Raw genomic sequence first — 13,665 nt, 5'->3', positions numbered from 1 at the left:
TGGTTGCGGGGGCCAGATTTGAACTGACGACCTTCGGGTTATGAGCCCGACGAGCTACCGAGCTGCTCCACCCCGCGTCCGTATTTTTTCCGAAGTGGCCGAGCAGTAGCCAGTTCGAATTCTCTTTATCTTCAATGCCTTAATTGGCGTTGTCGACTCGGAAACTCAGATGGTTGCGGGGGCCGGATTTGAACCGACGACCTTCGGGTTATGAGCCCGACGAGCTACCGAGCTGCTCCACCCCGCGTCTGAGGTCGCCAATAATAGGCGCCAGCGCTCAGATTGCAAGTAAATATCCTAAAAAAACTTCATTCGTAGGTTAAAGCGGCACAAAGTGAAGGAATTTGCAACAGGGCGCTGTTTTTTCAGACAAGCAGGTTTGGGGCCAGCTTGGCGCACTACACTGAATTGGATTGTCACTCCTCGTTTTGGGTAGGTTTATCATGCGCATATCCGCCGGTCATTGCCGTCAATTGGGGGCCACACCCGAGCACGACGGCGTCAACTTTGCCATCTGGGCCCGCCTGGCCAGTCGGGTCGAACTGCTGCTGTTCGCCAGTGCCGACGATACCGCCCCTGAAGTGATCCCTTTGTCACCCCGTCTCAACCGCACCGCTTACTACTGGCACATCCATATAGAAGGCCTGCCACTGGGTCAGCGCTACGCCTATCGCATTCAGGGCCCCTGGCGTCCCTACTACGGCACCCGCTTCGATGCGGACAAGGTGCTGCTGGATCCCTATGGTCGCAGCATTGAGCTGGGGCCGACTTACGATCGCTGGGCCGCGGCCCGTCCCGGCAGCAATCTGGCTGTGTGTGCCAAGAACCGGGTGGTGGATACCCGCGACTACGACTGGGAAGGGGACAAGCTGCCCGCCCACTCCCTCTCCCGCTCGGTGATCTACGAGCTGCATCTGGGGGGATTTACCAAGTCGCCGAGCTCAGGGGTGGATCCCGCCCTGCGCGGCACCTATCTTGGCCTCATCGACAAGATCCCCTATCTGCAATCCCTCGGCGTCACCGCCGTCGAGCTGCTGCCGGTGTTCCAGTTCGATCCCCAGGATGCCCCCAAGGGGCTCTCCAACTACTGGGGTTACAGCCCCATGTCGTTTTTTGCCCCCCACGCCCAATATGCCAGCGGCCCCGATCCGCTCACCGAGTTTCGCGACATGGTCAAGGCGCTGCACAGGGCCAATATCGAGGTGATCCTGGACGTGGTTTACAACCACACCGCCGAGGGGGGCGATGATGGCCCCACCTTCTCGTTTCGCGGCATAGACAACGAGGCCTACTACATACTCGACAGCAACCAGAAGGACACCAACTACTCGGGCTGCGGCAACACCTTCAACGGCGCCCATCCGGTGGTGCTGCGCATGATCATGGACAGCCTCCACTTCTGGCGCCAGGAGATGCACGTGGACGGCTTTCGATTCGATCTGGCCGCCATCTTGTCGCGGGACGAGTCCGGCATGCCCCAGGCCAATGCACCGACCCTGCGCACCATAGACACGGATCCCCGCATCGCCGACATCAAGCTCATCGCCGAGGCCTGGGATGCCGGGGGCCTCTATCAGGTGGGCAGCCTGGCCGGCGCGCGCTGGCGTGAATGGAACGGCCAGTTCAGGGACGATGTGCGCCACTTCCTGCGCGGGGATGACAACGCAGTCGCCACCTTCGTGGAGCGACTGTGCGGCAGCCCGGACATCTACCACTATCACCACGCCGATCCGGAGAAGAGCATCAACTTCGTCACCTGCCACGACGGCTTCACCCTGTGGGACTGGGCCAGCCATGATCACAAGCACAACGAGGCCAACGGTGAAGAGAACCGGGACGGCTGCGATCACAACTTCAGCTGGAACCATGGCCAGGAGGGGCCGACCGAGGATCCCCAGATCAATGCCCTGCGGGTGCGTCAGGCCAAGAACATGATGGTGGCGACCCTGCTGTCGGTGGGATCTCCCATGCTGCTGATGGGGGACGAGGTGCTGCGCACCCAGCACGGCAACAACAACGGCTACTGCCAGGACAACGAGACCTGCTGGATGAACTGGCAGCCCAGCGTCATGGGGCAGGAGATGTTCCGCTTCATGAAGGAGCTGATCCAGTATCGCAAGCACCTGTTCCAGCGACCCGAGCAGGAGAGCATGCCGCTGTCGCTGACCGAGATCCTGCGTCACAGCGAGATCTGCTGGCACGGGGTCAATGCCGCCCAGCCGGACTTCAGCCCCCACTCCCACGCCATCGCCATGTCGGCGCTCTCCAGCGAAACCAAACTGGCGCTCTATGTGCTGTTCAACGCCTACTGGGAGCCGCTCACCTTCAACCTGCCAAGCCCGCCCAAGGGGGTCGGCGGCTACTGGCGCCGGATCCTGGATACCGCCCTGCCCTCACCCCATGACATCTGTACCTTCGGCATGCCGCTGGAGGGGCTGACCCGGGAATACCTGGCCCAGCCACGCAGCAGCTGCCTCTTTATCTGCGGGGCCGACGACTTCTACTAGGCCCGGGTTGCGGCCAGCAAAAAGCCCACCCCGGGCAACCGGGGTGGGCTTTTTCATGACGCCAGTCGATCAGGCCAGCTGGTGCAGCACGCTGGTCGCCGCTATCTGGGCGATGATGAGGCCGCACAGGGCGGTGGAGACCACCACGGGCGCCGTCTCCCGCTGTTGATAGATGGGGCTGAACCAGAGCAGCAGGGCCGCAATCAGCAAGCTGGCCTGGGTCAGCACGCCGGGGATCAGGGCATCCAGCTCAGCGCCACTGCCCTGCCAGCCCACCAGCACCGCCAGCCAGAGCAGGCTCAGGATGGCAGCCACCAGCCCGGCCACCGGCAGCAACAGATTGAAGGCCTGCAGGCGGTGACGCGCCCGCAGCAGCATCAGGTGCGCGAAGGCCGCCCCCAGCAAGGTCATCTGCAGCAGGCCGCTCAGCCAGCCCTGGATTTGCAGCAAGCCGACGCCATAGACCAGCAGCGGCATGGCAGGCAACCAGAGCAGGGTGGACGGGATGGCCCGCTTGCCCTCCAGCCGGGACTGGGCCAGCGACAGCACTATCCCCAGGATCAGGGCGGCCCCCCCGCTCCAGATCAACCAGCTCGCCACCCTGGCCTCCACCGCCAGCATCAGGGAGAGGCCGGTGATCACCCAGATGGAGAAGAGCTGGGCCGTGATCCGCGAGCGCTGGCCCGGGCAGATGTCACCGCGCCACAATACCAGGCCGAGGGCGATGAGCGCCCCCAGCGCCATCAATCCGGTCAGGGGAAAGAGCCAAAAAGGGAGTTGGACGAACATGACGCCTCCAGCAGCAAGGATTCGGGATGCGCCTATGGGGCGCCAAGAAGGGGCCGAGTATACCCAAACCGACTCCCAACCCCAATCCCTGCCACCGGCGAGGGAGTGGGTGGCCGGCGCCCCGTCAGCCTGCCGGGACAACAGGGGCGATTCCCCTGGCCTGCATTCTCCTGCGTCAGGGTGCAGACGGGCGGATCAGCCCTGACCGCGCGCCAGCGCCACCACCTTGGCAAACATCTGGCGGATCACAGGCGGAATGTGCTCACCGCCGAGGCGCTCCGCCTCCTCCACCACCGCCAGCGCCATGCCCGGCTTGCTGCGGTGATGAATCGCCTTGTTGATGATGCGCCCGGCATTGAGGGTCGAGCGGCCACCGACGCCGGCCTCGCGCCTGAACACCGCCTCGAAGCCATTGTGATAGAGGTAGTGCTCTATGTCCGCCGCCGGCAGCTGGGTCAACCGATCCCGCTCCCGCTCCCCCTTGAGCAACGCCCGGGCCGAGGTGGCGTATTTGATCCCCGCCTCGTCGCCATCGGTGAGCAGATGCCACTCTATGCCAAAGTCGCGCGCCACCTTGATGAGGGGCGACTGGCCGCACTGGGCGAACTCTATGATACGCACCCCTTCCGCCCGCAGGCTGTAACCGCAGATCTGGGCCAGCTCGGAGAGCAGCCAGATCTCCGTCTCCCCCTCCACCAGCAACCAGCAGCGGGCAAACATCGACATGGGGCGGTTGATGCGCACGTGAAAGGCAATCTTGCGCAAGTCATCGCTGCTGTAACGCTCGCCACCGAGCTGATGGCAGACGATGTCCTGCTGGCGACGCACCAGACGGCGCACCTGATTCAGGGGCAGGGAGGAGAGCAAGTCTCCCGAGTTGGTGGTGAGCAATTTCTGGCCAGGCAATTGTTCGAGCAGGCCCCAGGCCAGAGCCAGCATGGTGGGGTGCAGACGACTCTCGGGATCTTCCAGGATCATGATGGGGCGCGCGCCCTGCTCCAGCTCGCGGTTGCCACGGGCGTTGAGCAGGGTGGCTGCCATGCCCGCCATCGCCAGCTGCAGCGCCCGGTTGTCGGCATTGCGCAGCAGTGCCTGCAGATTGCCGGGGTTGCGCAGCGTCATGGGGCGATTGACTATGTCCCGCTGGCTGCGGGGCTTGTTCTTGATGGGGGCAAGGGCATTGAAGTAGTGATCCATCAGCTGGCGCACCGCCTGCAATGCCTCTTTGAGCTCGGGCTCGCCGATGCGCTGGGGCTCGTCGATCAGCTTGTTGGCCAGCTGGCTCAGCCGGTTCTGCGACAGATCGCTCCACTTAAGCACCTCCACCCCGCTGCGGGCGGTGCGGGCATCCCGCAGCCGGAATACCGGGTTCATGGTGATCAGCAGGCAGACCAGTTCATGGGCATTGTCGATGGGCAGGCTCTTGCCGATGCCGTCGAGAAAGTCATGGGTGGTGGTCACGGAGCCGTCGGCCTCCAGCTCGGCGCTGGCGCGATAGTGGATGCGGTGGAATTTGTCTTTGTGCTTGACCCAGGAGGCGCCCAGCCGGGCCAGACGATGGGAGTGCAGGCACATCTGGGGTCTGTGCTCACTGAAGGTGAGCACCAGTTGCAGATTGCGGGCGGGTGCGAGTTCGGGGTCTTCCGGCTGGTGAAAATCGTCGGCCTCGAACTGATAGGGTTCGGCATCCTGCCCCAACAGGCACCAGAGGGCGCGCAGCAGACTGGACTTGCCCCAGGCGTTCTCACCGATGAGAACCGTGGTGTTATCCAGCCCGAGCGAGAGGCGATTTATCCCGCGAAAACCTTTGACTTCAATGCGTTCCAGAAACATGCGGCCATATCCAGTCCATCCTGATGGCGCAATAGTGGCAAAGTTGCCGGAAAAATCCTATCGGGTCGTGTCGATTTTCAGCGGGAACTGTGAGGCACTACGGGTTCGGGAGGGGTGGGAATACAGGTGCGATCTTGGGGGGCATTCCAGTGGCTGAACCACAGGTGGCGGGTACGGGTCTGACGTTTGCGATAATTCAATGGGCATTCCTTTCAATGGGTAAGTGGTAGATGGTACACCTGTTTTACCCAGAGTCTCAGCGTTATCTGTGACGATAGGATGACAATTGCGCGCGCCACTGGCCCGGCGTGAGGCCAAATGCCTCGCGAAAACGGTTGCCAAAGTGGGCCTGGGAAGAGAATCCGCACAAGATGGCGATGCTGGCCAGGGGCTCGGGGCCCGCCAGCAGCTGCTTGGCCCGTTTGAGGCGCAGCCCCTGCAGGTAGCGATGGGGCGGACACCCCAGACTCTGGCCGAACATGCGGGCGAAGTGGTATTCGCTCAGACCCGCCTCCTGCGCCAGCTGGGCCAGGGTGACGGGCTCGGCCAGATGGGCCAGCAGGTACTCCTGCACCCGCCGGATCACCCCGGGTGCCAGGCCGCCACGCACCTCGGGCAGGCTCGGCGCCTCCCGGGTGTGGTGGCGATAGGCGTGCAGCATCAGCATCCAGGCGCCGTGGGAGAGCGCCATGCGATCGACGCCGTGCTGCCACTCCAGCTTCATCAGCTGGGCCTGCACCAGTGCCGCCGCCTGCGGGTCGTCGATGAAGGTCTTGTCTTCCAGCAGCAGATGGCGCCCCTCCTTGTCGCAGGCCTGTTCGGCGATGCGGGTGAGGTGGGCCGGAGTAAAATAGAGGTGGAAGAAGCGGAACTCTTCGCGCACCAGCCATTCAGATCTGTGGTGATCCGGCATGATGCACACCTTGCCGGTGCCGCCATGACCGCCGGGGCCATCGAGGCGCTCGGTCTGCTCGCCCCCCTGCAGATAGACGCTCAGGGTGTGGTGGCCCGGCTTGTGGTAGCGGGTCTGATCGTAGCGGTTGCGCCAGCTGGCCACCCCAAGGCCGGGCTCCAGCCAGCAGGAATCTTCCAGCCGCGCCCCCGTGCTGACCAGTGCATCGAATACCCCTGCCCCTCTCATCTGCTGCACCCTTTATGCCCCGCTCTTCATGCCTGATGGCCATCTTACCGCGCCGCCGGACCAAACGCTGCGGCCCTGCGGAAAAAACCGCAAGATGGTGCAAGCCAGTCGCGCCGGCCCGCGCCATGCTGATCCTCATGCCCTCTTCACACCACAGGATCCCTCATGAACCTACTGCTCTACCTTGCCACCGTCCTTATCTGGGGCAGCACCTGGATCGCCATCGCTTGGCAGCTCGGCCCCATTCCCATCGAGGTCTCAGTGCTCTATCGCTTCCTGCTGGCGGCGCTGGCGCTGTTTGCCCTGCTCACCGTCAGCGGCCGTTTCCCGCGTCTGCCCTGGGCGGGCCAGCGCTACGCGGCCCTGCTCGGCGCCCTGCTCTTTTCCACCAACTTCCTCTGCTTCTACCACGCCACCCTCTATATCCCGAGTGGCCTGTCGGCGGTGATCTTCGCCAGTGCCAGCATCTTCAACGGTCTCAATCTCTGGCTGTTCGAGGGCAAACGCCCCAACCTGCGCTGGCTGCAAGGATCCTTGCTGGGACTGCTTGGCACCCTGTTGCTGTTCTGGCCCGTGCTGGCGGATGCGCAACTGGGTGCAAACGGCTGGAAGGGGCTGCTGCTGGCCTGTGGCGGCACCCTCTGCTTCTCGCTGGGCAACCTGGTCTCGGCCCGCGGCCAGCGTCATGGCTACCACGTGCTGCAACTGGTGCCCTGGGGCATGGTGTACGGGGTTGTGCTGTTGCTGGGCTGGGTTACCCTGCTCGGCCAGTCCCTGACCATACCGACCGACGGTCACTATCTGGCGGCCATGGTTTATCTCGCCCTGTTCGGCTCTGTCATCGCCTTCACCGCCTACCTCACGCTGGTGGGCCGGATTGGTGCCAGCAAGGCCTCCTACGCCACTGTGCTGTTTCCCCTGGTGGCCCTCAGCCTCTCCACCCTGTATGAGGGATTCGTCTGGCAGACTGTCTCTGTGGTGGGGGTGGTGATCAGCCTGCTCGGCAACCTGGTGATCTTCGCCCCGCCCGTGCGGGAGTGGCGCTGGCGGCCAGCCAAGGCAGCAAACGACACTTGCTCCTGAGGCCGTCAGCCCCTAAGGTAGCGCCATTCGATCTGCGTGATGGCAACACTAGGGGGCAGGATGTTACTGGAAGGGCTGGAGACACTCAGTCTGCTGGCAAGCGAGGGCACCATGGCCAAGGTGGCCAGTCGCCTCTACATCAGCCAGTCGGCGGTGAGCAAGCGCATTGCCCAGCTGGAGCAGCGCCTCGGCAAGAAGCTGATAGAGCCGGATGGCCGCCAGATCCGGCTCACCCCGCAGGCACAGGAGTTGCTCGACCGGGTGGCCCCGAGCCTCGCCGAGATGAAGGGGGTGCTGGCCGACAGCCAGACCCTCACCGATCTGACTCCCCTGCCCGTCGCCTGCTCCGAAACCCTGCTGGCAGGCTATCTCGCCCGCTTCATGCACGACTACCTCGGCCGCGATCCTCATATTGCCCTCTCCACCCATCACACCCCGGTGATCCTGGCGCGGGTGCGCAGTGGCGACGCCCTGCTCGGCATCTGTGCCGGACGCCTGCCTCCCGGCCATGGCCTGGGAGCCGAGCTGTTGCTGGAGGAGCCCTTCTATCTGGTGGGAAACGATCAGGATGAGGGGCTGCCGGCAGATCAGCGGCCGTTCGAGCAGGGGCACAGGCGCAAGATCCTGACCATGGATCTGGATAATCCCTCCAACCGCTACCTGCGTGACCCCCTGGCGCAATTGGGCATGGTGCCCGCCATGGAGCTGGACTCCTATCTGGCATTGATCGAACTGGCCAAGGCGGGCATAGGGCCCGTGTTACTGCCGGCCGGCCTGCTGGCGCTGGTGGGGGAACAGGGAGAGAAGGCGCGTCCCTTGCCCGGGCTCGCCCGCCCGCTGCACCTGGTCTACCGACCCAACAGCCTCAAGCGCGCACGGATTGCCCATCTGGTGCAGGCCCTGCAGGCCCATTTCCGCCCGCTGACCGTGTGAGCGCCACCAAGCAACAGGGCCCGATCCAGCGGATCGGGCCCTGTTGGCTGGCTCATGCCACGAAGCGGCCGTTATACCAGCCAGGCAAACAGCTCGGGATACTGGCTCCAGGCCAGAATGCTGCAACAGACATCAGCAGGTGACATCACCTAGCCGACCCAGGCAAACAGCTCGGGATACTGGCTCCACACCAGAATGCTGCAACAGACATCAGCAGGTGACATCACCTAGCCGACCCAGGCAAACAGCTCGGGATACTGGCTCCACACCAGAATGCTGCAACAGACATCAGCAGGCGACATCACCTAGCCGACCCAGGCAAACAGCTCGGGATACTGGCTCCACACCAGCTTGGCGGACATCAGCAGGGAGACGGTCACCAGCAGCGGCTTGATGAGCTTGACCCCTTTCTTCAACACCAGCTTGGAGCCGGCACGAGCGCCGATAAACTGGCCCAGCGCCATGCAGAAGCCGACGCTCCACACCACCTTGCCACCGAGGGCGAAGAACAGCAGGGAGGCGATGTTGGAGGTCAAGTTGAGCAACTTGGTGTGGGCCGTGGCCCGCGCCATGCCAAAGCCCGCCAGCGCCACAAAGCCGATGGCAAAGAACGACCCCGTGCCCGGCCCGAAGAAACCGTCATAAAAACCCACCCCGCCGCCCACCAGCAGCGCAAACAGCATGGGAGTGAGGCGGCGCTGGCTCTCGGCATCGCTCACCCTGGGGGAGAAAAAGAAGTAGCAGGCAAACGCCATCAGCAGGAAGGGCAGCAGCCGCTCCAGAATGGCGGCATCTATGGTCTGCACCGCCAGGGTGCCGATGGCCGCCCCGATGAAGGTGCAGATCACCGCGGGCCAGATCATGTCCCACTCCAGCAGCCCCTTGCGGGCATAGAACCAGGTGGCGGAGAAGGAGCCAAAACTGCTCTGCAGCTTGTTGGTGCCGAGCACCAGGGCCGGCGGCATGCCGGTAGCCAGCAGGGCCGGCACCGTCAGGAGGCCGCCGCCGCCGGCGATGGCGTCGATAAAGCCGGCGATGAGCGCCACCCCGAACAGGGCGACAAGCGTGTACAGTTCCAATTCCATCCATAGACCTCGTGTGATTGTGGTGCCCGCCGCACCCGCGCCGGGAACCTGAATGAGTCAAGCTGGTCGCTATCCTAGCGGGCTCTCGCTCATGAGGCTAACGAAACGATGGCAGCCAATTGATTCCTGATTTTCATCAGTTTTGTTGATCTCTCCTCGTCAGTCCCTTACCCCCATTAGGCGGCGCTATCGGCCAACGCCTCAGCGAGTATGTCTTCCTTTATCGCCGCCAGCGCCTGTTGCAGTTGCACTTCATCCTCACCGGGCGCCCGGCTTACGCGACCGGCCATGTAGCGGCAACTGAACAGATTGAACCAGAGCTGCAACGCCTGGCCTGCCTGCAGCTCGCCAGCCACCTCCAGCACGCAGGCCGCCACCTCGGCGGTGCAGAGGTGCTCGTCGCAGTTGGCGACCCGCATACCGTAGGTGGAGAGCGCATCCGGCTTGACCGCCAGCACGGGGAAGCCATCCAGATAAGGGCTCATGTTGAACATCTTGCGCGCCTCGGGCCAGGTGCCGTCCAGCAGGATGAAGAGCGGCTTCTTGCCGGGGGCGAGCGTGACCCGTTCGGTCACGCGTGCAGGGTTTTTCTCGCAGGCGGGAAAGACCACATAGGGCTGCCAGGCAGGATCGGCCAGCAGTGCCAACAACTCGGGATGGGGCTGGGTGCGCTTCCAGAGGAAGGCCCAGGTGGTATCAGGCAAGACGTCGGCGATCAGGCGGCCCGTGTTGGAAGGCTTCATCGGCTCGCTGTCATACATCAGCAGGCAGAAGCCGGCCTCGGCCTTGAGCTCGGGGCGCCATTCGCAGGCGCACCAGTCGCGGCGCAGTTGGCACGCCTCGCAGCGTGGCACTGTGCCACCACGGGCGAGAAAAGGACGGGTGGAGATGCTCTTGCGCCATACGCGCAGGCGATTGACGGCGTGATCTGGGATTGGCTTCATGGGGCGCGGCTCTGGCGGTGCACGTTGCGGGAAAAAAGGGGGCAGATTGTAACGAGCCGTCCGCCGCGCAGCAAGGCCCCCCATCCGGGGCAAGCCGGGGCACCACGCCTCTCTATACTTGGTCGTCAACCCATGCACCCACGCATGGGACACAGGAGGACGACGATGGCAGAACAAGACATTGCCCGCGAGCACGCCCTGGCCGAAGGCACTACCTTCACCTGGCACGAGCTCTATCTCCCCGACGCCGAGGCCGGGATCCGTTTCTACACTGAGGTGCTCGGCTGGGAGAGCCAGACCATGGCGATGGAAGGCGGCAACTACCCCATGCTGGTTGCCAATGGCAGGCCAATCGCCGGCGTGCAGGCCACCCGGGGCAATCCCGAGATGGCCGGCGTACCGCCCCACTGGGCAACCTATATCGCAGTGGATGACGTGGATGCCAGGGTACTCAGGGTCAATCAGCACGGCGGCACCCTGGTGGTGCCTGCCATGAATATCCCGGGGGTCGGGCGCATGGCCCTGATTGCAGATCCACAAGGGGCGCATATCTGGCTGTTCACCCCTGAATCCATGTGACATCGCCAATCGCAAAAACAACAGAGGGGCCCGCGGGCCCCTCTGTTGTTTTCGGCAAACCGTCAGGCGGGCTTGCGCAGGATCTGCTCGAGGTAGCGGGCAAAGCTGTGGCCGTGATGCTCCAGCAGTTTCGGGAACATGGAGATGGAGGTCATGCCGGGGAAGGTATTGATCTCGTTCAGCAGGATCTCGCCCTCCTCGGTCAGGAAGAAGTCGATGCGCGACAGGTGGGTCAGTTTGAGCTGACGGAACGCCTTGAGGGCATACTCGTGGATCGCATCGGCCTGCGCCTGGGTCAGGCCTTCGGCCTTGAGGCTGGTCGCCGTGTGGCTGGCGCTGCTGTACTTCTCTTCATAGGTGTAGAACTTGTCCTGCGGCACGCAGATCTCGCCAGGATAAGTGGCAATCAGCTCGTCACCGTACTGGTAGACAGCCACTTCCAGCTCGCGGGGCTTGACCGCTTTTTCGATCAACACCTGCTCGGAGTAACCGAAGGCATCCTTGATGCCCTGCACCAGGTCGGCTTCGTTGCTGGCGGAGTAGCAGCCCACGGAGGAGCCCTGGGAGGCGGCCTTGATGAAGACCTTGCCCCACTTGGCCAGGGCGGCTTTTGCCTCGGTCAGGGCGGCGTCGTTCTGTTCGGTCAGGAACAGATAGGGGGTGTTGGGAATGCCGATGGCGGAGAGCCACAGCTTGGTGCTGATCTTGTTGAAGCAGATCTTGCTCGCCTCGGCATCACAACCGAGATAAGGCAGGCCCGCCAGCTCGAGGAAGGATTGCAGATCGCCGGTCTCACCCGGGTAGCCGTGAATGCAGGGCACCACGTAGTCCACCGGACGGGCCACGCTGTCAAACGAGAGCAGCTTGTCCAGCCCCAGCTTGCACTCGCGACCGTCGGCAGAGAGCCAGCGATCGGCGAACATCTCGACCCGGGTCACCTCGACGCCAGGCAGGAAACCGAGTTGTTGCTCGAGGAAATTGGCGCTGCGCAGAGAGACTTCGTGTTCTGAGCCACCGCCGCCGCACAGCAGCAAGACATGCATGTTCTTCATTAGATGTGATCCCTTGGGAAAAGCGGCCTCGTCATGACCATCTGATAATCCAACCGTACTGAAAAACCGGACGAAGCCAAGTGCGGGCCAGTGTAGCAAGGGAAATCAAGCCTTGTCAGCCGATGGGAGCCCCATCCGCCGACAACAGCCTGAAAAATTCCTGCCTGTGTCAAAAATTGGACAAAAAGGCGTCAGCGGGGCGGATCCAGCCGTCCCACGCCGTTGCCATTGACCCGAAACCAGCCGGCTATGCTGTAACGCTCCCGATTGGCGGGCAGCACCTCGTGGGGAAATTCCTCCGACAGGAACAATACCAGCCGCCCCCCTTTGGGAGAGACATCCATCAGCAACTGCTCGTCGTTGTCGTAGACCCTGAGCACACCGCCCGCCTCCGGTTGCCAGTCGTTGTTGAGATAGAAGACAGAGGTGAGACGGCGGTTGGAGCGACCGGCGAAGGCATCGCGGTGGGTGGCATAGAAGTCCCCGCTGCGATAGCGGGCAAAGTGGGCCTCGTAATCGAACAGCCCCAGCATCAGCAGGCGGTTGGCGGCGAGGCGCAGGGATTCCATGCGGGCCAGATAGGCTGCCACAGGCGCGCCAAGATCGGGCTCCAGCCAGTGGATCTGATCACGGCGAATGTCGGGGTTGCCCTGATGCAGCGCGGCGCGTCCGATCCCGGCCGGTTGCCACTCCCCTGGCAGGCAGGCTTTCAGCTCATCCACCTCGGCAGCGGTTAAAAAATCATCCACTATCACCCATCCCCGGGTGTAAATGGCATCCATGACGGCTTGATAGTCCAAGAGTGACTCACAATAAGTGGAGAGAGGGCGCTTTTTAGCGACTTCCCGGCCTGGGCACAAACCAGATTGCTTCTCCTGAGAAGTCCCACCATCAATACGCTATTCCGCCACAGAAGGCGCCCTTTATCGTACCGACCTGGTCACCCTGTGATCCGGCTCCCCAAAAGGATGGGAACATGCCACACGAGAGCCATGGCGCAAACGGGGCACCTGCCACTTGCCCCCGACGCCCTGGCCCGTTAACGTGCATGATAACCGCCCTGAATGGGCCCCATCCTCCCAGGAGTGCACCATGCCTTTGCCCGACCTCACCCTGCAACACCTAGATGGTTCCGAACTCTCGCTCACCGCCCTGCAAGGCCAGGTCATCCTGGTTGTCAACGTGGCCAGCCGCTGCGGTTTTACCCCCCAATACACGGGGCTGGAGGCGCTCTACCAGCAACTGGGGCCCAAAGGGCTGGTGATCCTCGGCTTTCCCTGCGATCAATTCGGCCATCAGGAGCCGGGGGATGCGGACGAGATAGCCCGCTTCTGCTCGCTGGATTACCCGGTGAGCTTCCCCATCATGGCCAAGTGCGAGGTCAACGGCGAGCACGCCCACCCCTTCTATCGCTGGCTGAAACAGCAAAAACCCGGGCTGCTGGGGCTGGAAAACGTCAAATGGAACTTCACCAAGTTCCTCATCAACCGTGACGGCGAGGTGGTGGATCGCTTCGCCCCCCAAACCAAGCCAGAGAGCCTGCTGGACGAGATAAGCGCCCTGCTCTGAGCCTCGCCAGGGAACCAGACCCGCCCCCCGGCCCGGGCAAGTGACACGGCTGCTGCGTGCAGGTCGCACATCTGCTATATTACGCCCCCATTATCTTTTCTATGTTGTGGCTGGCTGCCAAGGTGGCCCGCCGCACCTTATGTTGTGGCA

At 63.1% G+C, this 13,665-nt stretch carries 12 protein-coding genes and 2 tRNA genes; 5 read left to right on the top strand and 9 right to left on the bottom strand.

The genetic code is table 11. The features are described 5' to 3' along the window. Together ACM3N8_RS17800 and ACM3N8_RS17795 are read right to left on the bottom strand one after the other, a co-directional pair. Positions 1-77, bottom strand: a tRNA-Met gene (locus ACM3N8_RS17800). 93 nt (positions 78-170) lie between these two features. Further along, positions 171-247: transfer RNA gene (locus ACM3N8_RS17795), tRNA-Met, on the bottom strand. Between the two features lie 196 nt (positions 248-443). Between ACM3N8_RS17795 and glgX the strand changes: the two genes are divergently transcribed. Continuing rightward, entirely contained in the window at positions 444-2,507 is a 2,064-nt protein-coding gene (glgX, locus tag ACM3N8_RS17790; RefSeq protein ID WP_098983979.1) for a glycogen debranching protein GlgX, read from the top strand. Positions 2,508-2,576: 69 nt separating this feature from the next. Here glgX and ACM3N8_RS17785 read toward each other — a convergent pair whose 3' ends face one another. The 3 genes from ACM3N8_RS17785 to ACM3N8_RS17775 form a co-directional block, all read right to left on the bottom strand. After that, positions 2,577-3,296, bottom strand: a complete 720-nt coding sequence (locus ACM3N8_RS17785; protein WP_241325949.1) for a hypothetical protein — start codon at positions 3,294-3,296, stop codon at positions 2,577-2,579. 195 nt (positions 3,297-3,491) lie between these two features. Then, positions 3,492-5,129, bottom strand: coding sequence for an ATP-dependent endonuclease (locus tag ACM3N8_RS17780; RefSeq protein WP_043141992.1), 1,638 nt, complete (start codon positions 5,127-5,129; stop codon positions 3,492-3,494). Positions 5,130-5,391: 262 nt separating this feature from the next. After that, positions 5,392-6,270: a helix-turn-helix domain-containing protein gene (locus ACM3N8_RS17775; protein WP_378040519.1), complete on the bottom strand. Its 879-nt coding sequence runs from the start codon at positions 6,268-6,270 to the stop codon at positions 5,392-5,394. A 165-nt stretch (positions 6,271-6,435) separates the two neighbouring features. Here ACM3N8_RS17775 and ACM3N8_RS17770 point away from each other — a divergent pair, with 165 nt between their 5' ends. Together ACM3N8_RS17770 and ACM3N8_RS17765 are read left to right on the top strand one after the other, a co-directional pair. After that, positions 6,436-7,353 carry a DMT family transporter gene (locus tag ACM3N8_RS17770; protein WP_098983977.1) on the top strand — a complete coding sequence of 306 codons (918 nt, stop codon included), beginning with the start codon at positions 6,436-6,438 and terminating at the stop codon, positions 7,351-7,353. 60 nt (positions 7,354-7,413) lie between these two features. Beyond that, positions 7,414-8,286 (top strand): LysR family transcriptional regulator, encoded by an 873-nt coding sequence (locus ACM3N8_RS17765; protein WP_416016445.1) that lies wholly within the window; start codon positions 7,414-7,416, stop codon positions 8,284-8,286. 305 nt (positions 8,287-8,591) lie between these two features. On the opposite strand, the gene ACM3N8_RS17760 is transcribed toward ACM3N8_RS17765, so the two are convergent. Beyond that, entirely contained in the window at positions 8,592-9,371 is a 780-nt protein-coding gene (locus tag ACM3N8_RS17760) for a TSUP family transporter (protein WP_241279146.1), read from the bottom strand. Positions 9,372-9,547: 176 nt separating this feature from the next. Then, entirely contained in the window at positions 9,548-10,315 is a 768-nt protein-coding gene (locus ACM3N8_RS17755) for a tRNA-uridine aminocarboxypropyltransferase (RefSeq protein ID WP_241279145.1), read from the bottom strand. Between the two features lie 165 nt (positions 10,316-10,480). Between ACM3N8_RS17755 and ACM3N8_RS17750 the strand changes: the two genes are divergently transcribed. Then, on the top strand, positions 10,481-10,894 hold the full coding sequence (locus ACM3N8_RS17750; protein ID WP_241279144.1) for a VOC family protein: 414 nt from the start codon (positions 10,481-10,483) through the stop codon (positions 10,892-10,894). A 62-nt stretch (positions 10,895-10,956) separates the two neighbouring features. Here the strand turns inward: ACM3N8_RS17750 and ACM3N8_RS17745 are convergent, their stop codons facing one another. Next, positions 10,957-11,946: a D-alanine--D-alanine ligase gene (locus tag ACM3N8_RS17745; protein WP_043142008.1), complete on the bottom strand. Its 990-nt coding sequence runs from the start codon at positions 11,944-11,946 to the stop codon at positions 10,957-10,959. Between the two features lie 191 nt (positions 11,947-12,137). Further along, the gene (locus ACM3N8_RS17740) at positions 12,138-12,746 is read right to left on the bottom strand and encodes a 2OG-Fe(II) oxygenase (protein ID WP_043142009.1); all 609 of its coding nucleotides are present in this window, start codon (positions 12,744-12,746) and stop codon (positions 12,138-12,140) included. 292 nt (positions 12,747-13,038) lie between these two features. Between ACM3N8_RS17740 and ACM3N8_RS17735 the strand changes: the two genes are divergently transcribed. Beyond that, positions 13,039-13,515: a glutathione peroxidase gene (locus tag ACM3N8_RS17735; protein ID WP_043142011.1), complete on the top strand. Its 477-nt coding sequence runs from the start codon at positions 13,039-13,041 to the stop codon at positions 13,513-13,515. Positions 13,516-13,665 lie beyond the last annotated feature (150 nt).

It is taken from the genome of Aeromonas sp. A04 (assembly GCF_047780465.1).
Classification (GTDB): domain Bacteria; phylum Pseudomonadota; class Gammaproteobacteria; order Enterobacterales; family Aeromonadaceae; genus Aeromonas; species Aeromonas bestiarum.
This window is presented reverse-complemented; position numbering and strand designations above follow the sequence as displayed.